This window comes from Streptomyces naganishii JCM 4654, from assembly GCF_014650575.1.
In the GTDB taxonomy this organism is placed as follows: domain Bacteria; phylum Actinomycetota; class Actinomycetes; order Streptomycetales; family Streptomycetaceae; genus Streptomyces; species Streptomyces naganishii.
In genome coordinates this window covers 223716-248486 of record NZ_BMVF01000005.1, presented here as the reverse complement: position 1 = coordinate 248486, position 24771 = coordinate 223716, and the positions used below count along the sequence as shown (strand labels likewise).

Genomic DNA, 24771 nt, shown 5'->3' with positions numbered 1-24771 from the left:
GACTCCCCATGGGCGTGCTCGATCGATTCGGTGTCGGGTTCGGCCCTGCCGAGGCGCCGCGTGTCAACGCGTCCTTCCGCGCGGCTTCAGTGGCACCGGCGGCAGTTCCGGAGCCGCGAGTGGGGCGCCGTCGTAGCCCTTCACCTCGCCGAAGCGGGTGCCCTGCATCCAGTCCCGGCGAGCCTGGGCGATCTCCTCCTGGGTTCGGCCGATCCAGTTCCAGAACATGATCAGCTCTTCCTCGAAGGGTTCGCCGCCGAGGAGCATGAGGCCCGCGTCCGATGCCGCGCGGACGGGGAGTTCGGTGCGGCCGCAGCCGAGGTAGAGCATCGCGCCGGGCAGGACGGGCACCCCGTCGACGTGCGCCTCGCCGGACATGGACAGGACGGCGTACTCGAAGTCGGGGTCCAGGGGCAGGCGTACGTCCGTGTCGCGGGCCAGGGACAGGTCGGCGCCGACGATGGGGGTGTACACGGTGCCGGGCGAGACCGCCCCGTCCAGGGCGCCGAGGATGACGGTGGCCTTCAGGCCCGGCGCCGTGACGACGGGCAGCTCGGCGTGGTGTTCGAAGTGGGGGTCGGTGTGGCGGTGGCCGTCCGGGAGGGCCACCCACAGCTGGGCGCCGTGCAGGAAGCGGGCGTGCGGGCGCGGGCTCTCCTCGGAGTGGCTGATCGCCCGGCCGGAGGTCATCAGGCCCAGTTCGCCGGGGCGGATCAGCTGGAGGCTGCCGGTCGAGTCGCGGTGCAGCACCTCGCCCTCGTGGAGCCAGCTCACCGTCTGCAGGCCCATGTGGGGGTGCGGCGGCACCTGCATGCCGGGCTCGTCGGCGATGTCGTCGGGGCCGTAGTGGTCGACGAAGCACCAGGCGCCGACCATGCGGCGGCCGAGGTTCGGCAGCAGCCGGCGGACCTCGGTGGACTCGCCGAGCCGGACCCGGCGCGGGCTGAGGAGTTCGCGCACGGGCTCGGCCACCACGAACCCGCGGCCGCCGCACACCGTGGGTACCGCCTCGCGGTCAAGGTTGCTCATACCGCCCAACCTAGTGCCGTCCGGACCGCCGCGTCAGGGCGTCAGGGCGTCAGGGCGTCAGGGCCGCGTCGGCAGGCCGTGGAGCCGGGCAGGACCCCGACGGGAAAGGTAGTGGAATATTCAATCATTCCGTTTTCGTTGTCGGCGGCGAAGGAGGTCACGAGTGGACACGACGTACTACGGCCACGGAACCCCCGCCGAGCGCTGGGAGCGCGCGCGGATGTTCTTCGACGCCAAGGACTACACGGCGGCCGGGCGGGTGCTCGCCGGGCTGGTCGAGGAGGTGCCGGAGCAGACCGGACCCCGGCTGCTGCTGGCGCGCGCCTACTACCACTCGGCCCAACTGCGCCGCGCCGAGGCCCAGTTGCGCCTCATCGTGGAGCGCGACCCGGTGGAGCACTACGCCCGGCTGATGCTGGGCCGCACCCTCCAGCGGCAGGGGCGGCACGAGGAGGCGGCCACGCATCTGCGCGTCGCCTCGGCGCTGGCGGGTGAGTTCGAGGACGTGTGAGGAACGCGGGGCCACCCGCGGCCCCTGTTTCCGCCGGGTCTACAGCGGTGTCGCCGCCGCGCGCAGGATCAGGAACAGGGTGACCGCGGAGTTCGCCGAGGACATCGCGGACGCCACCGCGCCCGCGGCCGCCCCCCACACCGCCGCCCCCACGCCCGTGAACAGCGACGGCCGGTCGCGGGCGGCGGGCGCGGGGGCCAGCAGGGCGGCGACCCGGCGCGGTACCGGTCCGGTGGCGGCCAGAGCGGCGAGCGTACGGGCGGGCGCCGGCGCCGGCGCCGACAGCAGCGCCGCCCTGCCGATGGCCCGCGCGACCACGCGCCGGTCGCCCACCGCGCGGGCCGCGTCCTCGTCGGCCCAGCGCTCGGCGGTGTAGAGGACCGCGGAGCGCAGGGGCCGCAGGAAGGGGTTGGCGCGGGCCGCAAGGTGGACGGCGAGCAGGTGCCGGTGGTGGCGTGCCGCCAGATGGGCGCGCTCGTGCGCGAACAGCGCCCGCCGCTCGGCCGGCGCGAGTCCGCTGAGCAGTGCGGTGGTGACGACGATCCGGCCCCCGCGCGCGCCGGGCAGGGCGTAGGCGTACGGCTCGGGGTCGGGCAGCACCACGACCGTGGTGCCGGGCAGTCCGGCCAGGGCCCGCCGGGCGCGCCGGATCACCCGCCGGTGGGCCAGCAGCGTACGTCCGCAGGCCACCGCGACCGCGCCCAGCGCGGGGATCGCCGCGCGTCCGGCGACCCCGTCGTGCGGGACGGCGGCCCTGACCTCCGGGTCGGACCAGCCGTCGGGCAGCGGGTTGCCGGGCAGTTGGGCGGTGCCGACCACCATGAGAAGGGCGAGGCAGAGGGTGCTGCATCCGGCCATCACGACGGCCACCGACGTCAGCAGCCGGGTGGCGGTGCGCGGGTGCAGCCGGGGCGCGGCCAGCCGGGCGACGGGCCACGCGGACAGCGGCAGTACCAGCGGCAGGAGGACGAAGACTCCCATCAGGTGTCGGTCTCTCCGGCCGCCGTCCCGAAGGACCTCCGCGCCGGTGCGTCCTGCCCCGGCGCGTGCTGCCCCCGCGCGTGCTGCCCCCGCCCCTGCTGCCCCAGGGGCGCGCCCCGCTCCGGCGTCCCCGCCTCGGTGTCCGCCACCTCCAGCAGGGCGCGCAGCACCTGCTCGTCGTGCGGCGGCAGTGCGGTGACGAAGCTGGTGAGGACCGCGTCACGGTCGCGCTCGCCGTCCAGCAGACGGCGCATCCGCAGCGCCGCGAGGCGGGCCACGTCGGCGGTCGGCGTCCACACGAAGGAACGGCCCCGCCGCTCGCGGCTCACCACGTCCTTGGCCAGCAGCCGGGTCAGGATGGTGACCACGGTGGTGTAGGCGAGGTCGCCGCCGAGCCGTTCCTGCACCCAGGCCGCGGTGACCGGGCCGTCCGCCTCGCGCAGCGCGCCGAGCACCTGGCCCTCCAGCTCGCCCTGCCTGCGCCGGGCCCGTCGGGGTTGCGTCGCCATCTCCGTCTCCCTCCGGCCCGCGCTCCCTTCGGCGTCGGCGTGTCGCTCCACGCTACTTCACGCCGCCGCCCCCTACCGCCGCCATCCGCGAGGGGTGGGCGGGGTCCGCGTCATGGCGTCGGGCCGGAAGCGTGTCGACCAGGAGGCCCGTCGGCCGGAAGCGTGTCGCCTCGCAAGCGCATCGATCCGCGAGCGCATCGGTCCGGGAGCGCGTCGGGCCGGCCCCGTGGCATGCTGGCGCGATGGCTACTCCCCGTGCGCGTCAGCCCGTTGCCGAGCAGGTCGAGGAACTCCTCGCCGCCGGAGGGCCGTTGGACATCGTCGCGGCCGGTGATCCGGTGCTGCGGCGGCCTTCGGAGCCGTACGAGGGGCAGTTGGGGCCCGAGCTGCTGGCGAGGTTCGTCGAGGCGCTGCGCCTCACCATGCGGGCGGCGCCCGGGGTGGGGCTGGCCGCGCCGCAGGTCGGGGTGGGGCTGCGGATCGCGGTCCTGGAGGACCCGGCACCGGTACCCGAGGAGGTGCGCCGGGTACGCGGGCGGGTGCCGCAGCCGTTCCGGGTACTGGTCAATCCGGCCTACGAGCCACACGGCCCGGAGCGGGCCGCGTTCTTCGAGGGCTGCCTGAGCGTGCCGGGCTGGCAGGCGGTGGTGGCTCGGCACGCCGAGGTGCGCCTGACGGGGCAGGACGACCACGGGCGCGCGCTCGACGAGGTGTTCACGGGCTGGCCCGCGCGCATCGTCCAGCACGAGACCGATCACCTCGACGGCACGCTGTACCTGGACCGCGCCGAGCTGCGCTCGCTCTCCTCGAGCGAGGCGATGGCCCGGCGCTGGTCCCAGCCGACACCCGCAGCGGCGGCACGGGAACTGGGCTTTCGACTGCCCTGAAAGGAGGCCGAGCCGAGGCCGGCCGGGCCGGTCAGCCGCGGTAGGACTCCAGGAGGCGGAGCCAGACCTCGCTGAGGGTCGGGTAGGACGGGACCGCGTGCCACAGGCGCTCGACGGGGACCTGGCCGGCGATGGCGACGGATGCCGAGTGGATCAGTTCGCCGACGCCGGGGCCGACGAAGGTGACACCGCGCAGGATCTCCTCGTCGAGGTCGACGACCATGCGGGCGCGGCCGCGATAGCCCTCGCCGTACAGCCCCGCGCCGGCGACGGAGCCGAAGTCCACGTCGACGGCCCGAACGCGGTGCCCGGCCTGTTCGGCCTCCGCCAGCGACAGGCCAACGGCGGCGGCCTCCGGGTCGGTGAAGACGACCTGCGGCACGGCGCGGTGGTCGGCGGTGGCGGCGTGCGCTCCCCACGGGTCCGTCTCCAGCAGGGGCACCCCCGCTGCCCTGGCCCCGATGGCGTCGCCGGCGATCCGCGCCTGGTACTTGCCCTGGTGGGTGAGCAGGGCGCGGTGGTTGACGTCCCCGCAGGCGTACAGCCAGTCGCTGCCCTCCACGCGCAGGGTGTCGTCCACGGGGAGCCAGGAGCCGGGTTCCAGGCCCACGGTCTCCAGACCGATGTCGTCGGTGCGCGGGGCGCGGCCGGTGGCGAAGAGGATCTCGTCTGCCTCCACGCGGTCCCCGGCGTCGGTGACGGCCACGACCGTGCCGTTCTCCCGGGTCACCGAGGCGACCGAGGTGCCGGTGCGGATCTCGGCGCCCGCCTCGGCCAGGGCGTCGGCGACCAGTTCACCGGCGAAGGGCTCCATGCGGGAGAGCAGCCCCTTGCCCCGCACCAGGACGGTGACCTGGGAGCCCAGCGCCTGGAAGACGGTCGCCATCTCGGTGGCGACCACTCCGCCGCCGACCACGATCAGCCGCCCCGGCACCTCCTCGGCGCTGGTGGCCTCGCGGCTGGTCCACGGCCTCACCTCGTCCAGTCCGGGCAGTCCGGGCAGCCGCGCGCGGGTGCCGGTGCAGACGGCGACGGCGTGCCGGGCGGTCAGGGTCACCACGTTCCCGTCCCCTGCGGTGACCGTGACCGTGCGCGGGCCCGCCAGCCGGCCCTGCCCGCGGTACAGGTCGGCGCCGATGCCGTCGAGCCACCGGACCTGGCCGTCGTCGTGCCAGTGGGAGGTGTACTCGTCCCGGCGGGCGAGGACGGCGGCCGCGTCCAGCGGACCCCGCACGGCCTGGCTGAGTCCCGGCAGGCGGCGGGCGTCCGCGCGTGCGATGACCGGGCGCAGCAGCGCCTTGCTCGGCATGCAGGCCCAGTACGAGCACTCGCCGCCGACCAGCTCGCTCTCCACGACCGCGGTGGACAGGCCGGCCGCGCGGGTGCGGTCAGCCACGTTCTCTCCCACGGGTCCGGCCCCGAGCACCACGACGTCGTACGCGATGGTTTCCGTTTCCGTCATGGGGTCAGTCTGGTGGGTGGTGTGCGCCGTGGCCACACGGGTACGCGCGCGGAATACGCGTTGGAATACCCATAGGGTCGGCCGTGTTGTGCCGACGGCTTCGCCCCAGCCGGGGAGCCCCCACCAGGAAGAGGGATACGTCATGAGCAGCACCGTGGAGCTCACCAAGGAGAACTTCGACCAGATGGTCACCGAGAACGAGTTCGTTCTCATCGACTTCTGGGCGTCCTGGTGCGGGCCGTGCCGTCAGTTCGCCCCGGTCTACGAGAAGGCGGCCGAGGACAACCCCGACCTGGTGTTCGGCAAGGTGGACACCGAGGCGCAGCCGGAGCTCGCGGCGGCCTTCGGCATCCAGTCGATCCCCACGCTGATGATCGTGCGCGATCAGGTGGCCGTCTTCGCCCAGCCCGGCGCGCTGCCCGAGTCGGCGCTGGCGGACGTGATCGGCCAGGCCCGCAAGCTGGACATGGACGAGGTCCGCAAGTCGGTCGCCGAGCAGCAGGCCAAGGGCGGCCAGGGCGAGCAGTAGCGCGAGCAGGGGCGCGAGGGTTCCTTACGTCGGCGTGCGGAAGGGACCCCCTTCTTTTTTTCGGTGGGCCGAACTCGTTCGTTACGAACTTGTTCGCGACGAACAGGTTCGCTACCTTGGGTGCCGCCACCCCGTACCCCAAGGAGAGCGAGAGCGCATGACCACCGACACCGCCACCGCCGCCCATGACCCCCACACCCCTCATCACGCCATCGCCGTCGTCGGCGCCGGGCTCGGCGGGCTCACGCTCGCCCGCGTACTGCACGTGCACGGCGTCGAGGCGGCCGTGTTCGACCTCGACGCCTCGCCCGGCGCGCGCGCCCAGGGCGGCATGCTCGACATCCACGAGGACTCCGGCCAGGAGGCGCTGCGCGCGGCCGGGCTGCACGAGCGGTTCCTGGAGCTCGTCCTGCCCGGCGGCCAGGCCACGCGCGTACTCGACAAGGACGCCGTGGTCCACCTGGAGCAGGACGACGACGGCACGGGCGGCCGGCCCGAGATCGACCGGGGCGACCTGCGCGACCTGCTGCTCGGCTCGCTGCCCGAGGGCACCGTCCGCTGGGGCGCGAAGGTCACCGGCGCGCGTCCGCTCGGCGGCGGCCGGCACGAGGTGACCCTCGTGGACGGCACGGTGTTCACCACGGACCTGCTGGTCGGCGCGGACGGCGCCTGGTCCCGGATCCGCCCGCTGGTCTCCTCGGCCCGGCCCGTCTACACCGGCGTGTCGTTCGTCGAGGCGGACCTGCGGGAAGTCGACGTACGCCATCCGGTCCTGGCCGAGCTGGTGGGCGGCGGCTTCTTCTTCGCCTCGGCCGCGGGTCAGGGCTTCCTCGCCCACCGGGAGACCGACGGCAGCGTGCACGTGTACGCGGCGCTCGAGGCCCCCGAGGAGTGGCTGGACGGCATCGACTTCGCCGACACCCCGGCCGCGAAGGAGCGGATACTCGAGCACTTCGCCGACTGGGACAAGGCCCTGCGCGCCCTGATCACGGACGCCGACGGCACGCTGGTGCCGCGGCGGATCCACACCCTGCCGGCCGGCCACCGCTGGGACCGCGTCCCGGGCGTCACGCTGCTGGGCGACGCCGCCCACCTCATGTCACCGTTCGCGGGCGAGGGCGCCAATCTGGCGATGCTCGACGGAGCCGAGCTGGGCCGCTTCCTCGCCGTCAGGCCGTACGACGTGGAGGCCGCGCTCACCGCGTACGAGGAGCGGCTGTTCCCGCGCGCCGAGGCGGCCGCCCGCGACTCCGCGCTCAGCGCCGCCCTGCTGTTCGGCGAGGACGCGCCGCGCGGTCTGGTGGAGATGTTCGCGGCCCACACGGCCCAGGACTGAGGCCGACCCCGAGCGCACCGGCCCCCCGTCCGGCCTGTCCGGCCTTTCGGGGTCTATCCGGCCGGTCCGGTCCCTCCGGCCGACTCGTCGGTCCCCCCGGAAGCGTCCTCCGAGGCACCCTCCGGCGTACCGGTCACGCGGGCGACCAGGTCGTGCCAGCCGGCCTGGAGCCGTTCCATCGGCATCTGGCACTGGTTGACCAGGTGGTGGATCAGGGCCGGATCGAGGTAGCTCATCAGCACATGGCCGAGGAGTTCGCCGTCGGCCTGCGGGACCGCCTGCCGCAGCAGCATGACCACATGGCTGTGCCGCACCCGGTGCGGCGGCACGACGAAGCGGCGGTCCGCGCATGGTTCGGCCGCGAGTTGGAGTTCCAGGTCGTCGGTGGCCCGGCGCAGCGCGGCGCAGCCGAACGCCCGCAGCCGCTCCACGGGCGGCGCGCCCGGCCCCAGCGGAGCCGGACCGCTCAGGAACGACGCCTGGAACTTCTTCTCCGAGTGGTCCAGCAGTGCCGTGAGCAGGCCGGTCCGGTCGCCGAAGCGGCGGAAGACGGTGCCCTTGCCCACCTCGGCGGCCGCGGCCACCGCCTCCATCGTGAGGCCGGCCGCGCCGTGCTCGGCCACCAGGCGTGCGGCCGCGTCCAGCAGCCGGGCCCGGTTGCGCGCCGCGTCCGCCCGCAGGCACGGCTCGTCCACGCCGGTGCCGAATTCGAGCACTACCGGCTTCTTCACGGGCTCCTGAGGCTTCGGGAAGGGCGGCAGCGGGCTGGACATGAAGACAGCGTAAAGCATGGGGAACAAAACTGGACCACGGTCCGGTTAGCCTGGTAGAAAATTAAGCGGACCTCGGTCCGGATTTGTTTCGGCAGTGTTTCACCCCCCTCTTGGAGTCCCCATGTCTGTTCGCATCCTCGCGCTCGTCGGCAGCCTTCGCGCCGGTTCCCACAACCGCCAGCTGGCCGAGGCGGCGGTGAAGCTCGCCCCCGCGGGCGCCGAGGTCGTCGTGTTCGAGGGCCTGGCCGACGTCCCCTTCTACAACGAGGACATCGACGTAGAGGGCACCGTACCGGCCTCCGCCGCCGAGCTGCGCGCCGCCGCCCAGGGCGCCGACGCCTTCCTGCTCTTCTCCCCCGAGTACAACGGCACCATCCCGGCCGTCCTGAAGAACGCCATCGACTGGCTGTCGCGTCCGTACGGCGCCGGCGCCTTCGGCGGCAAGCCGGTCGCCGTGGTGGGCACCGCTTTCGGCCAGTACGGCGGCGTCTGGGCGCAGGACGACACCCGCAAGGCCGTGGGCATCGCCGGCGGCAAGGTGATCGAGGACATCAAGCTGTCCATCCCCGGCTCCGTGACCCGCTTCGCCGAGACCCACCCGGTGGACGACGCCGAGGTCGCCGCCCAGCTGACCGAGGTCGTCGCCCGTCTGCACGGCCACGCGGGCGAGGCCGTCGCCGCCTGATCCCGGCCGGGACGACGACCGGCGAAGGGGCCGGAGCCCTTACGGCTCCGGCCCCTTCGCCGTCCCCGCGTTCGCGCACGTCCGCGGCCTCGGGCATACGGGCGGGTACTCGGACCCTCGCCGTACGAGCGACCGCGACACCGCCATACCGCGCGAGGAGACGCCATGACGCCGGTCCCGCCCCCGCCCCCGTTCGACCCCGAACTCGCCGCCGCCCTGGAGGAGGTCGCCGGGACGATGGGGCCCGGCCTCACCCCGCAGGACATCGAGACCGCCCGGCGCGGCCCCGCCGTGGAACTGCTGGACGCGCTGGACCTGACCATGGACGGCGCCTTCGAGGTGGAGGACCGCGAGGTGCCGGGGCCGCCCGGCGCGCCCCGCGTGTCCCTTCTCGTCTGCCGGCCGGCCGCACCGGCGACCGCCGGCCCGCGGCCCGTCCTCTACCATCTGCACGGCGGCGGCATGGTCCTCGGCAACAGCAGACTCGGCGTGGAGGCCGCCCTGGCCTGGGCCCAGGAGCTGGACGCGGTCGTGGTGTCGGTGGAGTACCGGCTGGCGCCCGAGCACCCGCACCCGGCGCCCGTGGAGGACGCGTACGCGGGCCTGCTGTGGACCGCGGAACACGCCGGGGAACTCGGCGGCGACCCGCACCGGATCGTCCTCGTCGGCGCCAGCGCGGGCGGTGGCCTCGCCGCCGCGCTTGCGCTGCTCCTGCGGGACCGCGGGGGCCCGCGGCCGCTCGGCCAGATGCTGATGTACCCGATGCTCGACGACCGCAACGACACTCCCTCCGCGCACCAGATGGCGGGCGTCGGCACCTGGGACCGTACGGCGAACGAGACCGCGTGGACGGCACTGCTCGGCGACCGGCGCGGCGGCCCGGACGTGTCGCCCTACGCGGCCCCGGCGCGCGCCGGGGACCTGTCGGGGCTGCCGCCCGCCTTCCTCGACGTGGGGTCCGCGGAGACCTTCCGGGACGAGGTCGTCGCCTACGCCTCCCGCATCTGGCAGGCCGGCGGAATCGCCGAACTGCACGTGTGGCCCGGCGGGTTCCACGGCTTCGACGGCTTCGTCCCGCAGGCGGCCCTGTCGAGGGCGGCGCGGGCGGCACAGCTGGACTGGCTGCGCAGGCTGCTGGCGCGGTGACGGTGCGGCGCCAATGCCGAGATGCGGATGCCGGTGCCGACGCGGATGCGGATGCCGGATGCCGGCGGCACGCCTCCGGGCGGGCGGGCCGATCCCTCGTGCTTTCCGGCTCCGCGCTCCCGGCTCTCCCGGCGCTGCGTTGGTGCTCCGCCGCCCTCGGGAAGATGCTTGTCAGTAGAGCCCTGGCCGTACAGGTCCCGCGCACGCCGCGGGACGACGAACGAGCAACGGCGAGATGAGCGGCGATGGAGCGACTTCCCACCTCTCCCGGCGAGCGCCCGGCCCGTGACCCGGCCCCGCCCGAGGCCCAGTCCGAAGCGATCGGCACCGCCCAGGCCACCCTGGAGGGGTGGGCCTTCCACCAGTCCCCCTGCCTGCTGGCGATCTTCGGCCCCGACCTGCGTCTGCTGCGCGTCAACCAGGCGATGGAGCGCGCGCTCTCGCGCGGCCAGGACGAGTTGCGCGGGCTGCGGCTCGCGGACATCGCGCCCGGTCCGTCCTGCGACGAGGCCGCGGACCGGATGCGTACGGCACTGGAGACCGGCGAGTCCCAGCACATCGAGGCCGCCCTGCGCACCGCGGGCGCCGGTCCGCAGGTCCGCCGGCCGGTCTCCCTGACGCCCCTGAAGGACGGCGACGGACGGGTGCGCGGGGTGTGCCTGACCGTACAGGACGGCCTCCCGGCCCCGGGCGCCGCCGAGCGGCCGAACGCGCTGCGGCTGAAGGAAGCCGCCGCGCGGCTCGGCACGACCCTCGACCTCGGGCGCACCGTGCAGGAACTCGGGGACGTCACCGTGCCGGTCCTCGCCGACCTGACGGCGGTGGACCTGCTCGACTTCCCCCGGTCCGCCGAGGACGCCTCCCCGGCCACCGCGACCGAGCCGGTCGTACTGCGCCGTGCCGCGCTGCGTTCGGCGGACGCGCGCGAACCCGAACCGGCGAGCGCCGTCGGCGGCACGACCGCCCACGCGGCCGCGTCCCCTCCGGTTCGGTGCCTGGTCACCGGCCGGCCCGAGCGGTACACGGCGGCCGAGCCGGCCTTCGGCCGCTGGCTGGAGCACGACGAGGCGGCCGCGTCCCTACGCGCCCTCGGGGCGCACTCGCTGCTTGCGGTGCCGCTGCTGACGGGCGGCACCACGCTGGGCGTGGTCCTCTTCGGACGCCGCCGCGACCGGGAACCCTTCGGGCCCGAGGACGTACTGGCCGCCGAGGAGCTCGCGGCCAGGGCGGCCGTCAGCATCCACAACGCCCGCCGCCACACCAGGGCCCGCACCACGACCATGGCCCTCCAGCGCAGCCTGCTCCCGCAGACCCTGCCCGACCAGACGGCCCTGGACATCGCCTCCCGCTATCTGCCGGCGGGCAGCCAGGCGGGGGTGGGCGGCGACTGGTTCGACGTCATCCCGCTGTCCGGCGCGCGGGTCGCCCTGGTGGTGGGCGACGTGGTCGGGCACGGCATCCGCGCCTCGGCCACCATGGGCCGGGTACGGACCGCGGTGCGCACCCTGGCCGACGTCGACCTGCCGGCCGACGAACTGCTCACCCACCTCGACGACCTGGTCCTGCACCTGTCCGTGGAGGAGGGCAGCGCCACCGACCCGGCCGCCGAGACCGCCGGCGGCATCGGCACCACCTGCCTCTACGCCGTCTACGACCCGGTGTCGCGGCGCTGCACCCTCGCCCGGGCCGGCCACCCCCCGCCCGCCGTGGTCACCCCGGACGGCGCGGTCCGCTTCCTGGACGTGCCGGCCGGCCCGCCGCTGGGCCTGGGCGGGCTGCCCTTCGAGGCCGTGGAGACCGAGCTTCCCGAGGGCAGCGTCCTCGCCCTCTACACCGACGGCCTGCTCGAGGCCCGCGACCACGACATCGACGTGGCGCTGGACAGGATGTTCGCCGAGCTGGCCCGCCCCGCCACCACCCTGGACACCGTCTGCGACCGCGTGCTGACGGCCCTGCTCAGCCACCGTCCCGACGACGACGTGGCGCTGCTGGTGGCCCGCACCCGGGCACTGCACGCCGACCGGGTCGCCGCCTGGGACCTGCCCTTCGACGCCTCCGTGGTCGCCGACGCCCGCCACTACGCGGACGGCCGGCTCACCGCGTGGGGGCTGGAGGAGGCCGCGTTCGTCACCGAGCTGATGGTCAGCGAGCTGGTCACCAACGCCCTGCGCTACGGCCGGCCGCCCGTGCAGCTGCGGATGATCCACCAGGGGTCCACGCTGATCTGCGAGGTCTTCGACTCCAGCAGCACCACCCCGCACATGCGGCGGGCGCGGACCTTCGACGAGGGCGGCCGCGGACTGCTGCTGGTGGCGCAGCTGGCCCAGCGCTGGGGCACCCGGCACGACCGGATCGGCAAGACGGTCTGGGCGGAGCAGTCGCTGACGACGCCGTGACGCCGTAGCCCCGGGCGCGGTTGCGGTTGCGGTTGCGGTCAAACCTTTCAGGCGTGCGGGTGCTCCATCAGACCCGGCCACGGAACACGGGCCGGGCCCAGGAAGGCGGTTCCGGAGGCGCGCCCGGGGTCCCGGCCCCCTCGGAACCCGGTGCCGCTTCGGAGGCCCCGGCGGCTACGCAGGTCTCGGAGGCCTCGGACGCCAAGGATGCCTCGGAGACTACGGAGGCCTCGGCCGGCACCGGCACCGCGGGCGCTCGGGTGTCGACCCGGGTGAGCGGCCTGGTGGTCCCGGGCCCGGAGTCCCGCGCGGGCGCCGGCCGCACGCGGGTGGCGGCGCGCAGGGCCGCGACGAACTCCAGGCAGGAGTCGTAGCGGTCCTCGGGGACCTTCGCCAGCGCCTTGGCCATCACCGCGTCCGCTTCCGGCGCGATGTCGGGCCGCTTGGCGGTCAGGGCGGGCGGCTGGTCGTACTGGTGCGCCCACAGCAGGGCGATGTCCTCGTCGCGCTGGAAGGGCGGCGCGCCGGTGAGGGTCTCGTGGACGACGCAGGCGAGGCTGTAGAGGTCGCACCTGCCGTCGACCGGGCGGCCGGAGATCTGCTCGGGCGCCACGTAGTCGAGGGTGCCGACGAACTCGCCGACGGTGGTGAACCCGGTCAGCGACAGCGACTTCTTCGTCAGCCCGAAGTCGGTGAGGTAGACGTGCTCGGGGTGGTCGCTGTCCACGCCCTTGGCGACCAGGACGTTGCCGGGTTTGACGTCCCGGTGCACCAGGTTGTGCTCGTGGGCCGCGTCGAGGGCGGAGGCGAGCTGGGCGGCGATGCGCAGGGCGGTCGCCACCGGCAGCGGGCCGTCCCGGTCGAGCAGGGCGCGCAGGTCGAGGCCGGAGACGTAGCGCATGGCGATGTAGAGCACGCCGTCCGTCTCGCCGGCCTCGAAGATGGGGACGATGTGCGGGTGCTCGATGGCGGCGGCCACGCGGGACTCGTGGGTGAAGCGGCGGCGGAAGGTGTCGTTGCGGGCGAGTCCGGGGGCGAGGAGCTTGAGGGCGACCGTGCGGTCGAGGCGGAGGTCCTTCGCGCAGTACACGACGGCCATGCCGCCGCGGCCGAGCTCGCGCTCCACGCGGTAGCCCGCGATCTCCGTGCCGGTCAGGCCGGAGGGCCGGTTCGCGTACCGGCTCACGTCGTCCGGCGACGGGTCCATGGGCCACCACCGTCACGTGGCGCGTCCGGGCCGGCCGGGTGACCGGCCGCTCTGCCACACCGCACATTCTAGTCGCCGACTCGCCGGTTGCCAGGCGTTGTTGGCGGGTGACACAGTGGGCGCCCCGGGGAAGGGCCCACACGCCCGCGTGTACGCCCGCGCCGCACACGGCCGGCCGGCGCGCGCTCCTCCGCAGCGGGCGCCCACCCCTCCGCCCGCACCCGCACGGACCGCAGGCCGTCGCACACCCTCGCCGCGGCCCCGCCCCCGATCCGGGCCGCCCCTCGCCTGACACTGACTCCCCCACACCCCCACCCGGCCGAAGGACATCCCCCCATGCGCACCACGCACATTCCCGCATCCCCTCCCGCCGCCGACCCTTCCTGGACGAGCGGCCGCCCCGGCTCCTCCCGCGGCTGTCCGAACCTGATCCATCAGCGGTTCCCCTTCCGGGGCACGGAGGTTACCGTTCGGTAGACAACGCGCTCCCGGAGGTGTTCCGCATGACGCTCGACCGTGCCGCAGGTCTGGCCGAGACCGCCCGCGCACTGGCCGAAGGGGAGGTGTCGTCCCGCACCCTGGTCGAGGAGGCGCTGGCCCGGATCGAGGCCACGCAGACGTCCCTGAACGCCTTCCGCATCGTCCGCGCCGAGGCCGCGCTCGCCGAGGCGGACGCGGCCGACCGCCGGCTGTCCGCCGGGGACCGGCCGCCGCTGCTCGGGGTGCCGGTGGCGGTGAAGGACGACATGGACGTGGCGGGCGAGCCGACCGCGTTCGGCTGCCGGGGCGCGTTCCCGGCGGTGGCCGAGGACGGCGAGGCGGTACGGCGGCTGCGCGCGGCGGGTGCGGTGATCGTCGGCAAGACCAACACCTGCGAGCTGGGACAGTGGCCCTTCACCGAGGGCCCGGCGTTCGGCGAGACGCGCAATCCCTGGGACACCGCCAGGACCCCGGGCGGCTCCTCGGGCGGTTCGGCGGCCGCGGTCGCCGCCGGGCTGGTGCCGGCCGCCCTCGGCTCGGACGGCGCCGGCTCGGTGCGCATCCCGGCCGCCTGGACGCATCTGGTCGGGATCAAGCCGCAGCGGGGACGCCTGTCGACCTGGCCGCGCGGCGAGTCCTTCCAGGGCATCACGGTCAACGGCACCCTGGCGCGCACGGTCGACGACGCGGCCCTGCTGCTGGACGCGGCCGCCGGGAACCACCCGGACGACCCCCACCAGCCGCCGGCCCTGGACGTCCGGGCCGCCGCGACCCGGGAGCCGGGCAGGCTGCGCATCGCGCTCTCACTCAAGCCGCCGTTCACCGCCCTGCCGGTGCGGCTCGACCCCGGGATACGGGCGCGTGTCGTCGAACTGGCCGGGAAACTGGCCGGGTTGGGGCACCACGTCGAGGAGGCCGACCCACCCTACGGCCAGATCGGGCTGACCTTCGTGCCGCGTGCCACGGCCGGCATCGCGGAGTGGGTGAGCGACGCGCCCGAGCCGGCGCTGCTCGACCCGCGCACCCGCGGCGCCGCCCGGCTGGGGCGGCTGCTCGGCGGGGCGCCGCTGCGCGTGGCACGGCGCGCGGAGGCGGTGCTGCACCGGCGCATCGGCCGGTTCTTCGAGTCGTACGACGTGATCCTCGCGCCGACGACGGCCGCCGTCCCGCCCCGGATCGGCGCCATGGCCGAGCTGAGCGGCTTTGCCACCGACCGCGCGATGATCGCCGCCTGCCCCTACGCCTGGCCGTGGAACGTGCTGGGCTGGCCCGGCGTGAACGTCCCCGCCGGGTTCGTCGCGGGCGGCCTGCCCGTGGGCGCGCAGCTGCTCGGGCCGGCGCACAGCGAGCCGCTGCTGGTCTCGCTGGCCGCGCAGTTGGAGGCGGACCTGCGCTGGCACGAGCGGTGGCCGCCGCCCCGGCCGGCGGTCGCGGACGCTCCGGCGGCCTGACCAGGCACCGCGCGCGACCCGCCACGCCGGCGCCTGGCCGATCCGCCGGCTCCGAGGCGCCGGGATGCCGTTCAGGCCGTCAGCAGGCCGATGCCCAGGGCGATCAGGACCGCGACCTTGGCGATCTCCAGGGCCACGTAGACCAGGTGGCCGCGCGAGCGGGGGCCCTCCTCGCCGGCCAGGACGCGGTCGGAGCGGCGGTTGAGCCGGGGGCGTACGAAGACCAGCTGGGCCAGGAGCAGGACGACGACGGCCGCGGTCAGGCCCACGGTCGCGGCCGGCGCCCCGCCCACGGCCACCGCGACGACGACCACGGCGGCCAGGGCGGCCTCCACGAGGTTCAGCGCCCGGAAGACCATGCGGCCGATGCCGAGGCCGATCGGAATGGTCACACCGGGGGCGCGGAACTTCAGCGGGGCCTCGAGGAAGGAGATCGCCAGCACCATCCCGAGCCAGACGAAGGTGACCGCGCTCGCCGTGGCGGCCGACGTGGTGTTCATCGAAGTGTTGCCTTTCCGCCGCGGAGACCCGCGGCCTGTTCACGTCATCCGGCCGAGCCGTCCGATCGAGTCATCCGGCCGAGTCGTCCGGTCAGGTCGTCCGGTGGGAGTCGTTCCGGTGGGAGTCGTCCGGTCGCGTCACCCGGCCGTCGCGGCCGGGTCGTTGCTCCCGGCCAGGTGGGCCAGACAGAAGTCGGGCCGGGCGAACGGCTCCAGGCCGGTCGCGGTCAGCGGGGCGCCCAGTTCGGCCAACGCGCCCTGCATCAGGCCCAGATGGACCGGGCAGACCAACTCGCCGTATTCCTCGGCCAGTTCCAGGAAGGGGCAGTGGCGCAGCCGGATCCGCGCAGGGACCTCGGTCTCGCCGGCGCCCTCGGGTTCGGGGGCGAAGCCGAGGTCGTCGAGCAGGGCCACCAGGCGCTCCGCCGACTGCGCGGCCGTCGGCTTGCGGTAGGGCGGCAGCGGATCGACCAGGAACCGCCCCCAGGCCCGGCCCGCCTCCGCCGCCTCCTCCCGTGCCCCTCGGCCCCGGGACGCGAGCTGACCGAGCAGGATCTGCGCCAGCAGCCGGTAACTGCGCGTCCCGCGGCGGTCCATGCCGGGCCGGGGCGCGTAGACGGTACGGGGACGGCCGGGGCCCGAGGGCTCCTCGATCCGCCGCTCGACCAGCCCCTCGGCCACCAGGGCCTCGAGGTGGAACCGCACGGTGTTGGGGTGCACGCCGATCCGCCCGGCCGTCTCGGTGACGCCCAGCGGCTCGTCGGCGGCGCGCAGCACGGCCAGCACCTCGCGACGGCGAGGGCTCTCCTGTGTGGGGGCCACGTCGGCTCACCCCTTCCACCTGCGGCGATTTTTTACGAATGCTGACTGTGAGAATCGTAGCGCCCGTCCGGCGCGGAGGGGGAGGCGGGGTGGCCGTGAGGCACGTTCTAAAGTGCGTGCGTGACTTCGTTCATCGATGAGGACGTTCCCGGCCGCTACGGCCCCACCGCGACCACCGAGGCCGACCCCCGCGAGGTCGGCCGGGTGCGCACCGAGTACTCGCCGGCCCACGACGGCGACCCCGACCCCGGTGAGATCGTCTGGACCTGGGTGCCCTTCGAGGAGAACGACGGGCGGGGCAAGGACCGGCCGGTGCTCGTGGTGGCCCGCGAGGCCGCGGGGACCCTCCTGGCCGTGCGGCTGTCCAGCAAGGCGCACGACGGCGACCGCGAGTGGGTGCCGATCGGCAACGGGCCCTGGGACCGGTCGGGGCGCGCCTCCTGGGTGGACGTGGACCGCGTGCTGCGGCTGCACGAGGAGGGGATGCGGCGCGAGGCGTGCGCGCTGGACCGGATGCGGTTCAACTCCGTGGTGCACCGGCTGCGGGAGCGCTACGGCTGGAGCTGACGGGACTCTCCGGCGCACCTCGCCGCACGGCCCCACACCCCCCGGCCACCCCGCCACCGGCACCGGCACCGGCCACCAGCGACCGGCATCGGTCACCCCACCATCGCCACCGCCACCGCGCCACCACGGCTACCGGTCGCCGAACGCCCGTACGAACGCCGCCCGCACCGCGCTCCCCCGGGTGCGGTCGAGCACGCCGAACACCACGCGCTCGAAGGCGTCCGCGAACCGTCCGCCGGGCCCGAGCAGGGCCCTGAAGGCGGCCGCCACCTGCGCCGGGTCGTTGCGGAACACCCCGCAGCCCCAGGCGCCCAGCACCAGCCGCCGGTAGCCGTGCGCGGCGGCCGTCTCCAGGACGCGCTCGGCCCGAGAGGCCAGGGCAACGGGCAGCTCGGCGGCGCGCTCGGGGGCGTCGCGCAGGACCACCCCGGCGTTGGGCGCCGCGGCGGTCAGGAAGCCGGCGGTGTACGGCTCGTCCAGGAGTCCGCCGCGCTCGTCGCGGAAGACGGGCACCGCGGGCGAGTGGATGACCCGGTCGGAGTAGAACGGGTCACGGTGGGCCCGGTGGTGCTCGTAGAACTCGCGGGCGCCGAGCAGGCACGTGTAGAGCGCGGAGGCGCGGCACAGGGCCTCCTCCTGGGCCTGCGCGCCGTTGAGGTAGCCGCCGCCGGGGTTGCGGGCCGAGGCGAAGTTCAGCACGGCGGGCCGGCCGCCGAGCCGGCGGGCCGCCTCCAGGCTGCTCTCGCCGGTGACCTCGACGAGCGTCCCGGCCGGAGCCCACCGGGGCACCGGCACCGGGCCCGGCCCGTGCATGCGCGTGCCCGCCCGGGCGGCCTCGACGGCCGCCCCTATCGGCACCTCGCGCCCGTCGGACGCGCGGTAGCCGCCCGCCATGACGATCTGTTCCGTCTGCTGCGCGACACCGCGCAGGCGCGCGCTCATGGCACCACCCCCGTGTGCGCCACGAGCGCGCGCCGCGACTCGTCCCCCGTCGTGCTCATGCACGCATCGTCAGCGATGCGGAACCCGCCGTGCAACGGAGTTTTCCGGGGCCGGGACACCGTGAGCGGGCCGCCGGGACCCCGCGAGCGGGCCGTGGTGCGCCGGCAGACGTCGCGGAAACGGAGGATCGGGGGCACGATTGTCACGATGTGCACCCTTGTGCGAAACGGTCCGAGGGTTTTGGGTGGGACGGTATGCCGCCGGCCCGGCCCACAGCTTCGGACCGGTGGCATGGTGGAATCTCAGGAGGATCCCGACATGTCCGATTCGGCAAGTGGCTGTACGGAGCCCCGTACCGCCGTCACCGAAGCCGAGGTCGAGGCCCTGGTCAGTGGCATCTGCTTCAAGACCGGGCCGCCCCGCACCCTCGGCGTGGAAGTGGAATGGCTCGTCCACGAGCTGCGCGATCCGCGGCTCCCCGTCACACCCGAACGTCTCGAAGCGGCCTACGCCGCGTTGCGGACCGTGCCCCTGAGGTCGGCGCTCACCGTTGAGCCCGGCGGCCAGCTGGAGCTGAGCTCGCCACCCGCCGCCTCCCTGATGGAGTGCATCGGCACCGTCTCCGCCGACCTCGACGCCGTCCGCGCCGTACTGGCCGGGGACGGGCTGCGTCTCACCGGACTCGGCCACGACCCCTGGCGCCTGCCCCGCCGCTTCCTGCGCGAGCGGCGCTACGACGCGCTGGAGACGTGCCTGGCCCGCGGCGGCCCCGCCGGCCGTCACATGATGTGCGCCTCGGCCTCCGTCCAGGTGTGCCTGGACGCCGGGCACGAGGAGCCCGGGCCGCTCGGCCACGGGCGGCGCTGGTGGCTGGCGCACCAGCTGGGCGCGGTCCTGGTGGCCGCGTTCGCCAACTCCCCGCTGGCGTCGGGCCGGCCCACCGGCTGGCTCTCCACGCGTCAGCTGATGTGGACCCGGATCGGCCCGGGCCGGGCGGGCGCTCCCCCGCTGAACGGCGACCCGCGCGCCGCCTGGGCGCGGCACGCGCTGGACGCGCCGGTGATGTGCGTACGGCGCGACGACGGGCCGTGGGACGTGCCCGAGGGGCTGTCCTTCCGGGAGTGGATACGGACCCGGCTGCCGAGGCCGCCCACGAAGGCGGACCTCGACTACCACCTCACCACCCTGTTCCCGCCGGTCAGGCCGCGGGGGCACCTGGAGCTGCGCATGATCGACGCGCAGCCCGGCGACGACGGCTGGATCGTGCCGGCCGCGGTGACGGCGGCGCTGTTCGACGACCCGGAGGCGGCGGAGACCGCGTACCGGGCGGTGAAGCCGCTGGCCGAGCGGGCCGGGCCGCGTCCCGCGCCCCACAATCCGCTGTGGACCGGGGCGGCCCGGACCGGACTGGCCGACCCCGAACTGCACGAGGCCGCCGTCACCTGCTTCGCGGCCGCCCTGGAGGCCCTGCCCCGGCTCGGGGCCACCGACGAGGTCGTGGCCGCCGTCGCGGAGTTCCGCGAGCGCCACGTCCTCAAGGGCCGGTGCCCCGCCGACGACCTGCTCGACCGGCTGCGCGCCCCGGACCCCTCCCCGTCCGGGTCCCGCGCGACCGGGGGGAGCCCCACAGCCCACGGGAAGGACATCCGCACATGACCGACCCCGCACACGACTCCACGCCCGGCACGGCGACGGATCAGCGGACGCTGCGCGAGCGGGTGCTGAGCACGCTCACCACCGCCCGGGACCGCACCACGCTGCTGACCAGCTGCGTCGAGGATCCCGACCTCACCGCCCAGCACTCGCCGCTGATGTCCCCGCTGGTCTGGGACCTCGCGCACATCGGCAACCAGGAGGAGCTCTGGCTGCTGCGGGCGGTCGGCGGCCGCGAGGCGATGCGCCCCGAGATCGACAGCCTCTACGACGCCTTCGAGCACCCGCGCGCCGAGCGCCCCTCGCTGCCCCTGCTGCCGCCCGACGAGGCCCGCAAGTACGCGGCGGAGGTGCGCGGCCGGGTGATCGACCTGCTGGAGTCGGCCGCCTTCCGCGATGAGCCCGGCGCGCACGGCACCCGGCTGACCGAGGCGGGCTTCGCCTTCGGCATGGTCGCCCAGCACGAACAGCAGCACGACGAGACCATGCTGATCACCCATCAGCTGCGCCGCGGCCCGCAGGCGCTCACCGCCCCGGACCCCGAACCGGCGCCGCGGTTCACCGGGCCACCCGAAGTCCTCGTCCCCGGCGGCCCGTTCACCATGGGCACCTCCACCGAGCCGTGGGCGCTGGACAACGAACGGCCCGCGCACGTACGGGACGTGCCGGCGTTCTGGATCGACACCACGCCGGTGACCAACGGCGCCTACCTCGCGTTCGTCGAGGACGGCGGCTACGACGACCCGCGCTGGTGGGCCCCGGACGGCTGGGCGCACATACGCGCGCACGGCATCACCGCGCCGCTGTTCTGGCGCCGTGAGGGCGGGCAGTGGCTGCGCCGCCGCTTCGGCGTCACCGAGGCCGTACCGCCCGGGGAGCCGGTGCTGCATGTCAGCTGGTACGAGGCGGACGCCTACGCCCGCTGGGCCGGGCGGCGGCTGCCCACCGAGGCCGAGTGGGAGAAGGCCGCCCGTCACGACCCGGCCCAGGGCCGCTCCACCCGCTACCCCTGGGGCGACACCGATCCCGGCCCCGAGCACGCCAACCTCGGCCAGCGGCACCTGCGCCCGGCCCCGGCCGGCAGCTACCCGGCGGGCGAGTCGCCGCTCGGCGTACGGCAGTTGATCGGTGACGTCTGGGAGTGGACGGCCAGCGACTTCCTGCCGTACCCGGGGTTCGCCGCGTTCCCGTACAAGGAGTACTCCGAGGTGTTCTTCGGGCCCGAGTACAAGGTGCTGCGCGGCGGTTCGTTCGCCGTGGACCCGGTGGCCTGCCGGGGCACGTTCCGCAACTGGGACTACCCGGTCAGGCGGCAGATCTTCTCCGGCTTCCGCACCGCCCGCCCGGCCCGCGCGGAGGATGCCTGATGTGCCGTCACCTCGCCTACCTGGGACCCGAGGAGCCGCTCGGCCGGCTGCTGGTGGAGCCCCCGCACGGCCTGTACCGCCAGTCCTGGGCGCCCAGGCGCCAGCGGTACGGCACGGTCAACGCGGACGGCTTCGGCGTCGGCTGGTACGCGCCCGGCGACCCGGTGCCGGCCCGCTACCGGCGGGCGGGGCCCATCTGGGCCGACCTGTCCTTCGCCGACCTGGCCCGGGTGGTGCGCTCCGGCGCGCTGCTGGCCGCGGTGCGGGACGCGACCCTGTCGGGCGCGGACGCCGAGGCCGCGGCGGCGCCGTTCGCCGCGGGCCGCTGGCTGTTCAGCCACAACGGCGCCGTGACCGGCTGGCCGGGCTCGCTGGCCGCCCTGTCGCGGACCCTGCCGCCGAAGGACCTGCTGTCGCTGGAGGCCCGCAACGACTCGGCGCTCGTGTGGGCGCTGGTGCTGGCCCGGCTGCGGGCCGGCGACGAGGCCGGCCAGGCCCTCGGCGACACCGTGCCGGAGGTGGCCGCGGCCGCCCCCGGCTCCCGCCTCAACCTGCTGCTCACCGACGGCGAGACCATCACCGCCACCGCCTGGGGCGACACCCTGTGGTACCTGGCCGAGCCCGGCCGCCGCACGGTCGTGGCCTCCGAGCCCTACGACGACGATCCGCGGTGGCAGGAGGTGCCCGACCGCACACTGCTCGCGGCGAGCCGCACCGACGTCCTGCTCACCCCGCTCAAGGACCTGACCGAGGACCTGGCGTCCGCACCATCCGAGGAGCCTTGTACGTGAGTCGCTTCCGCACCACCCGCATCCTGCCCGAGGACGCCATGGCGGCCGCCCTGCGCGCCGACGTCCAGCACGGCCTGACCTCCGACCCGAAGACGCTTCCGCCCAAGTGGTTCTACGACGCCCACGGCAGCGAACTGTTCGAGCGGATCACCGAACTGCCCGAGTACTACCCGACACGCGCCGAGCGGGAGATCCTCGCCGCCCGCTCCGGTGAGATCGCCGCCGCCCTGCCCGCCCGCACCCTGGTCGAACTGGGCTCCGGCTCCTCGGAGAAGACCCGCTACCTGCTCGACGCGCTGAGCGGCCTGGACACCTACGTGCCCGTCGACGTCAGCGACAGCGCGCTCACCCAGGCCGGACAGGCCCTGGCCGCCGAACGGCCGGACCTGAACGTACACGCGCTGATCGCCGACTTCACCGGCGCACTGGCCCTGCCCGACGCGCCCGGACCGCGGCTGCTCGCCTTCCTCGGCGGCACGATCGGCAACCTGCTGCCCGCCGAGCGCGCCGCCTTCCTTGAGCGGGTGCGCGGCCTGCTCTCGCCCGGTGACGCGCTGCTGCTCGGCACCGACCTGGTCAAGGACGAGGACGTCCTGGTGAGGGCGTACGACGACGCGGCCGGGGTGACGGCCGCGTTCAACAAGAACGTCCTCGCGGTCGTCAACCGTGAACTGGGCGCCGACTTCGACCCGGACGCCTTCGACCACGTGGCGCTGTGGGACGCCGGCAACGAGTGGATCGAGATGCGGCTGCGCTCGCGCGTCGCGCAGACCGTGAAGGTGCCGGCCCTCGACCTCGCCGTCGACTTCGCGGCGGGCGAGGACCTGCGCACGGAGGTCTCGGCGAAGTTCCGCGAGGAGGGAGTCGGCCGTGAGCTGCGCGCCGCGGGGCTCGAGCCGGCGCGCTGGTGGACGGACGGCGAGGAGCGGTTCGCGCTGTCGCTGAGCGTGGTGCGCTGAGGCGCCCGGGCGCCGAGTTCCGCGCGGGGTTCGGCGCCCGTTCTCACTTCACGTTCGGGGAGAGCTCCTGGGTGATCCGGCGTGAGGCGCGGCGCGCCTCGGTCGCCGGGTCGCCCCCGGTGAGCACCTTGGTCATGTACTGCTTGATCGGGTTGTCCGCCTCGACCGCCGCCCACTGCGGCGTGCTGGGGGTCGCCCGGCCGTGCGCGGCGCCCGCCGCCATGGCCGCGACCCCCTCCTCGCCCGAGACCGCGGAGGCGAGGGTGGTCTTGTTGGGGACGTAGTTCATGGCGCGGGCCAGTTCGGTGTCCCACTTGGCGCCGGTCAGGGCGGCGACCACGGCGACGGCCGCGTCCCGGTCGTCGGTGTCGCGGGGCACGACGAGGTCGGAGCCCCCGGTGAACACGGCGCCCGGCCGCGCGGCCGTCTTGCCCGGCACCGGGAAGAAGCCCAGCTTGCCCTTCAGGGAGGGGTTCTTCTGCACGATCGCCTGGGCCAGTCCCGGCACGGCGACGATCTGCGCCACCTTGCCGGCGGCGAACACCCCGGCCTGCGGCGGGTGTTCCTCGTCGGCGCCGGCGGGCCCGCGGCCGAGCGCCTGGAGCCGGCGGTAGAAGTCCATGCCGCGCAGGGCCGCCGGGGTGTCGAGGGTGCCCTTCCAGATGTTGTCGGTCTGCTGGGCGAGGTCGCCGCCCTCGTCCCAGATGAAGCCGGAGAGCGTGTACCAGTCCTGTCCGGCCAGGTAGATGCCCTGGTCACCGCCGGAGTCGAGCTTCTCGGTGTCGGCGAGCCACTCGGCGCGGGTACGGGGCGGGGAGTCGATGCCCGCCTTCTCGAACAGGTCCTTGCGGTAGATGACCACCCGGTTGGCCGCGTACCAGGGGATGCCGTACTGCGCGGAGTTGTCCAGCCCCGGCTCGGCCAGGCCCGGCAGCCAGTCCTTCATGCCCCAGTCCCGCATCGACTCCAGGGTCAGGTTGGTGAGCCGGCCGCCCTCGACGTACTGCGCCACCTGGGTGTTGCCGACCTCGATGACGTCGGGGCACTCGCCGGATCCGGCGCCGAGCGCCTTCTGCACCTTGGGGCCGATGCCGGTCCATTCCTGGATGCGGATGTCGAGGCGCAGGTCGCCGTGGGTGCGTTCGAAGTCCTCGGTGAAGCGGCGCAGGAAGTCCTGCGAGGCGCTGTCCTTCATCAGCCATACGGTGACGGTGTGCCGGCCGCCCGAGCCGCCGGGCAGCACACCGCAGGCGCCGGCCAGGGAGGCCGACACGAGGACGAGGGCGACGAAACTGCGTCTCACGAGGGGTCCTGTTCTGTCCGTGACAGGGCAAAGGGGCCCGACGTGGGGGGACGAGCGGGGCTCGTACCGGGTGGGCAGCAGTTTGGTATGGACCAATGCTTCGGTCAAGGGGCGTACCGGCGCCGGCCGTACGTCTCGCGCTCGGCCACGGCATACGGCACGGTGGAGTGACGCGTGACACATCCGTCACCGACGGCCACGGACACGGCCACGGTCACGGCGCACACGGCCGCGGCCACGGACGCAGAGGAGATCCGCATGACCGACCACACCTACCGGGTCACCGAGATCGTCGGCACCTCGCACGAGGGCGTCGACCAGGCCATCCGCAACGCCGTCGACCGCGCCTCCCAGACCCTGCGCAACCTGGACTGGTTCGAGGTGACCCAGGTCAGGGGCCAGATCGAGAACGGGCGGATCGAGCACTACCAGGTGGGCCTGAAGGTCGGCTTCCGCATCGAGGACGCGGACTGACCCGCCCTCCG

General features: G+C 74.6%; 24 protein-coding genes and 1 pseudogene. 14 read left to right on the top strand and 11 right to left on the bottom strand.

Features of this window, described 5'->3' with window-relative positions:
• Positions 1 to 63: 63 nt before the first annotated feature.
• The gene (locus IE217_RS11350; protein WP_190177659.1) at positions 64 to 1029 is read right to left on the bottom strand and encodes a pirin family protein; all 966 of its coding nucleotides are present in this window, start codon (positions 1027 to 1029) and stop codon (positions 64 to 66) included.
• A 163-nt stretch (positions 1030 to 1192) separates the two neighbouring features.
• Here IE217_RS11350 and IE217_RS11345 point away from each other — a divergent pair, with 163 nt between their 5' ends.
• A complete protein-coding gene (locus tag IE217_RS11345) occupies positions 1193 to 1540 on the top strand; it encodes a tetratricopeptide repeat protein (protein ID WP_190177658.1) in 348 nt (115 codons plus the stop codon).
• A gap of 39 nt (positions 1541 to 1579) precedes the next feature.
• Here IE217_RS11345 and IE217_RS11340 read toward each other — a convergent pair whose 3' ends face one another.
• Entirely contained in the window at positions 1580 to 2521 is a 942-nt protein-coding gene (locus tag IE217_RS11340) for a M56 family metallopeptidase (protein ID WP_190177657.1), read from the bottom strand.
• 119 nt (positions 2522 to 2640) lie between these two features.
• Positions 2641 to 3030, bottom strand: a pseudogene (locus IE217_RS11335) (BlaI/MecI/CopY family transcriptional regulator); the annotation flags it as partial.
• Positions 3031 to 3272: 242 nt separating this feature from the next.
• Between IE217_RS11335 and IE217_RS11330 the strand changes: the two are divergent.
• Positions 3273 to 3917, top strand: a complete 645-nt coding sequence (locus IE217_RS11330; protein ID WP_190177656.1) for a peptide deformylase — start codon at positions 3273 to 3275, stop codon at positions 3915 to 3917.
• A 31-nt stretch (positions 3918 to 3948) separates the two neighbouring features.
• Here IE217_RS11330 and IE217_RS11325 read toward each other — a convergent pair whose 3' ends face one another.
• Entirely contained in the window at positions 3949 to 5379 is a 1431-nt protein-coding gene (locus IE217_RS11325; RefSeq protein ID WP_190177655.1) for a dihydrolipoyl dehydrogenase family protein, read from the bottom strand.
• A 142-nt stretch (positions 5380 to 5521) separates the two neighbouring features.
• Here IE217_RS11325 and trxA point away from each other — a divergent pair, with 142 nt between their 5' ends.
• Together trxA and IE217_RS11315 are read left to right on the top strand one after the other, a co-directional pair.
• The gene (gene trxA / locus IE217_RS11320) at positions 5522 to 5908 is read left to right on the top strand and encodes a thioredoxin (protein WP_190177654.1); all 387 of its coding nucleotides are present in this window, start codon (positions 5522 to 5524) and stop codon (positions 5906 to 5908) included.
• Positions 5909 to 6065: 157 nt separating this feature from the next.
• Complete coding sequence (locus tag IE217_RS11315; RefSeq protein ID WP_190177653.1) at positions 6066 to 7244, top strand: FAD-dependent oxidoreductase; 1179 nt, start codon at positions 6066 to 6068, stop codon at positions 7242 to 7244.
• Between the two features lie 53 nt (positions 7245 to 7297).
• Here the strand turns inward: IE217_RS11315 and IE217_RS11310 are convergent, their stop codons facing one another.
• Positions 7298 to 8017: a TetR/AcrR family transcriptional regulator gene (locus IE217_RS11310; protein WP_229865211.1), complete on the bottom strand. Its 720-nt coding sequence runs from the start codon at positions 8015 to 8017 to the stop codon at positions 7298 to 7300.
• Positions 8018 to 8138: 121 nt separating this feature from the next.
• Here IE217_RS11310 and IE217_RS11305 point away from each other — a divergent pair, with 121 nt between their 5' ends.
• The 3 genes from IE217_RS11305 to IE217_RS11295 all read left to right on the top strand — a co-directional run bounded on the left by IE217_RS11305 (position 8139) and on the right by IE217_RS11295 (position 12244).
• Positions 8139 to 8702, top strand: a complete 564-nt coding sequence (locus IE217_RS11305) for an NAD(P)H-dependent oxidoreductase (protein WP_190177651.1) — start codon at positions 8139 to 8141, stop codon at positions 8700 to 8702.
• A 165-nt stretch (positions 8703 to 8867) separates the two neighbouring features.
• Positions 8868 to 9848, top strand: a complete 981-nt coding sequence (locus tag IE217_RS11300; RefSeq protein ID WP_190177650.1) for an alpha/beta hydrolase — start codon at positions 8868 to 8870, stop codon at positions 9846 to 9848.
• Positions 9849 to 10093: 245 nt separating this feature from the next.
• Entirely contained in the window at positions 10094 to 12244 is a 2151-nt protein-coding gene (locus IE217_RS11295) for a SpoIIE family protein phosphatase (protein ID WP_190177649.1), read from the top strand.
• 67 nt (positions 12245 to 12311) lie between these two features.
• On the opposite strand, the gene IE217_RS11290 is transcribed toward IE217_RS11295, so the two are convergent.
• The gene (locus tag IE217_RS11290) at positions 12312 to 13451 is read right to left on the bottom strand and encodes a serine/threonine-protein kinase (RefSeq protein ID WP_190177648.1); all 1140 of its coding nucleotides are present in this window, start codon (positions 13449 to 13451) and stop codon (positions 12312 to 12314) included.
• A 503-nt stretch (positions 13452 to 13954) separates the two neighbouring features.
• Here IE217_RS11290 and IE217_RS11285 point away from each other — a divergent pair.
• Positions 13955 to 15382, top strand: coding sequence for an amidase (locus tag IE217_RS11285; protein ID WP_190177647.1), 1428 nt, complete (start codon positions 13955 to 13957; stop codon positions 15380 to 15382).
• A 71-nt stretch (positions 15383 to 15453) separates the two neighbouring features.
• On the opposite strand, the gene IE217_RS11280 is transcribed toward IE217_RS11285, so the two are convergent.
• Positions 15454 to 15882, bottom strand: a complete 429-nt coding sequence (locus tag IE217_RS11280; RefSeq protein WP_190177646.1) for a hypothetical protein — start codon at positions 15880 to 15882, stop codon at positions 15454 to 15456.
• Positions 15883 to 16020: 138 nt separating this feature from the next.
• Positions 16021 to 16704, bottom strand: a complete 684-nt coding sequence (locus tag IE217_RS11275) for a helix-turn-helix transcriptional regulator (RefSeq protein ID WP_190177645.1) — start codon at positions 16702 to 16704, stop codon at positions 16021 to 16023.
• 120 nt (positions 16705 to 16824) lie between these two features.
• Here IE217_RS11275 and IE217_RS11270 point away from each other — a divergent pair, with 120 nt between their 5' ends.
• Positions 16825 to 17271, top strand: coding sequence for a type II toxin-antitoxin system PemK/MazF family toxin (locus IE217_RS11270; RefSeq protein WP_190177644.1), 447 nt, complete (start codon positions 16825 to 16827; stop codon positions 17269 to 17271).
• A gap of 129 nt (positions 17272 to 17400) precedes the next feature.
• Here the strand turns inward: IE217_RS11270 and IE217_RS11265 are convergent, their stop codons facing one another.
• Positions 17401 to 18213, bottom strand: a complete 813-nt coding sequence (locus IE217_RS11265; protein ID WP_190177643.1) for a TIGR02452 family protein — start codon at positions 18211 to 18213, stop codon at positions 17401 to 17403.
• 318 nt (positions 18214 to 18531) lie between these two features.
• Here IE217_RS11265 and egtA point away from each other — a divergent pair, with 318 nt between their 5' ends.
• From egtA to egtD, 4 genes are read left to right on the top strand one after another with little or no spacing between them, the layout of a single operon-like run.
• The gene (egtA, locus tag IE217_RS11260) at positions 18532 to 19869 is read left to right on the top strand and encodes an ergothioneine biosynthesis glutamate--cysteine ligase EgtA (protein WP_190177642.1); all 1338 of its coding nucleotides are present in this window, start codon (positions 18532 to 18534) and stop codon (positions 19867 to 19869) included.
• Positions 19866 to 21233 (top strand): ergothioneine biosynthesis protein EgtB, encoded by a 1368-nt coding sequence (gene egtB / locus IE217_RS11255; RefSeq protein WP_190177641.1) that lies wholly within the window; start codon positions 19866 to 19868, stop codon positions 21231 to 21233. Before egtA ends, egtB begins: the two co-directional genes overlap by 4 nt.
• Positions 21233 to 22024 (top strand): ergothioneine biosynthesis protein EgtC, encoded by a 792-nt coding sequence (egtC, locus tag IE217_RS11250; RefSeq protein WP_190177640.1) that lies wholly within the window; start codon positions 21233 to 21235, stop codon positions 22022 to 22024. The genes egtB and egtC overlap by 1 nt, the downstream gene beginning before the upstream one ends.
• A complete protein-coding gene (gene egtD, locus IE217_RS11245; RefSeq protein ID WP_190177639.1) occupies positions 22021 to 22983 on the top strand; it encodes an L-histidine N(alpha)-methyltransferase in 963 nt (320 codons plus the stop codon). Before egtC ends, egtD begins: the two co-directional genes overlap by 4 nt.
• 43 nt (positions 22984 to 23026) lie before the next feature.
• Here the strand turns inward: egtD and IE217_RS11240 are convergent, their stop codons facing one another.
• Together IE217_RS11240 and IE217_RS11235 are read right to left on the bottom strand one after the other, a co-directional pair.
• Positions 23027 to 24286, bottom strand: coding sequence for an extracellular solute-binding protein (locus tag IE217_RS11240; RefSeq protein ID WP_190177638.1), 1260 nt, complete (start codon positions 24284 to 24286; stop codon positions 23027 to 23029).
• Positions 24287 to 24390: 104 nt separating this feature from the next.
• A complete protein-coding gene (locus IE217_RS11235) occupies positions 24391 to 24546 on the bottom strand; it encodes a hypothetical protein (RefSeq protein WP_190177637.1) in 156 nt (51 codons plus the stop codon).
• Between IE217_RS11235 and IE217_RS11230 the strand changes: the two genes are divergently transcribed.
• Positions 24545 to 24760 (top strand): dodecin, encoded by a 216-nt coding sequence (locus IE217_RS11230; protein WP_189704560.1) that lies wholly within the window; start codon positions 24545 to 24547, stop codon positions 24758 to 24760. The genes IE217_RS11235 and IE217_RS11230 overlap by 2 nt on opposite strands.
• Positions 24761 to 24771: the final 11 nt, after the last annotated feature.

Bases quoted from the DNA above. Each gene is read 5' to 3' on its own strand.
- egtA (WP_190177642.1), top strand. From the start codon at position 18,532: ATGTCCGATTCGGCAAGTGGCTGTACGGAGCCCCGTACCGCCGTCACC.
- IE217_RS11285 (WP_190177647.1), top strand. From the start codon at position 13,955: ATGACGCTCGACCGTGCCGCAGGTCTGGCCGAGACCGCCCGCGCACTG.
- IE217_RS11305 (WP_190177651.1), top strand. From the start codon at position 8,139: ATGTCTGTTCGCATCCTCGCGCTCGTCGGCAGCCTTCGCGCCGGTTCC.
- IE217_RS11230 (WP_189704560.1), top strand. From the start codon at position 24,545: ATGACCGACCACACCTACCGGGTCACCGAGATCGTCGGCACCTCGCAC.
- IE217_RS11295 (WP_190177649.1), top strand. From the start codon at position 10,094: ATGGAGCGACTTCCCACCTCTCCCGGCGAGCGCCCGGCCCGTGACCCG.
- IE217_RS11235 (WP_190177637.1), bottom strand. From the start codon at position 24,546: ATGCGGATCTCCTCTGCGTCCGTGGCCGCGGCCGTGTGCGCCGTGACC.
- IE217_RS11300 (WP_190177650.1), top strand. From the start codon at position 8,868: ATGACGCCGGTCCCGCCCCCGCCCCCGTTCGACCCCGAACTCGCCGCC.
- IE217_RS11265 (WP_190177643.1), bottom strand. From the start codon at position 18,213: ATGAGCGCGCGCCTGCGCGGTGTCGCGCAGCAGACGGAACAGATCGTC.
- IE217_RS11290 (WP_190177648.1), bottom strand. From the start codon at position 13,451: ATGGACCCGTCGCCGGACGACGTGAGCCGGTACGCGAACCGGCCCTCC.
- egtB (WP_190177641.1), top strand. From the start codon at position 19,866: ATGACCGACCCCGCACACGACTCCACGCCCGGCACGGCGACGGATCAG.
- trxA (WP_190177654.1), top strand. From the start codon at position 5,522: ATGAGCAGCACCGTGGAGCTCACCAAGGAGAACTTCGACCAGATGGTC.
- egtC (WP_190177640.1), top strand. From the start codon at position 21,233: ATGTGCCGTCACCTCGCCTACCTGGGACCCGAGGAGCCGCTCGGCCGG.
- IE217_RS11315 (WP_190177653.1), top strand. From the start codon at position 6,066: ATGACCACCGACACCGCCACCGCCGCCCATGACCCCCACACCCCTCAT.
- IE217_RS11340 (WP_190177657.1), bottom strand. From the start codon at position 2,521: ATGGGAGTCTTCGTCCTCCTGCCGCTGGTACTGCCGCTGTCCGCGTGG.
- IE217_RS11280 (WP_190177646.1), bottom strand. From the start codon at position 15,882: ATGAACACCACGTCGGCCGCCACGGCGAGCGCGGTCACCTTCGTCTGG.
- IE217_RS11310 (WP_229865211.1), bottom strand. From the start codon at position 8,017: ATGTCCAGCCCGCTGCCGCCCTTCCCGAAGCCTCAGGAGCCCGTGAAG.
- IE217_RS11330 (WP_190177656.1), top strand. From the start codon at position 3,273: ATGGCTACTCCCCGTGCGCGTCAGCCCGTTGCCGAGCAGGTCGAGGAA.
- IE217_RS11325 (WP_190177655.1), bottom strand. From the start codon at position 5,379: ATGACGGAAACGGAAACCATCGCGTACGACGTCGTGGTGCTCGGGGCC.
- IE217_RS11350 (WP_190177659.1), bottom strand. From the start codon at position 1,029: ATGAGCAACCTTGACCGCGAGGCGGTACCCACGGTGTGCGGCGGCCGC.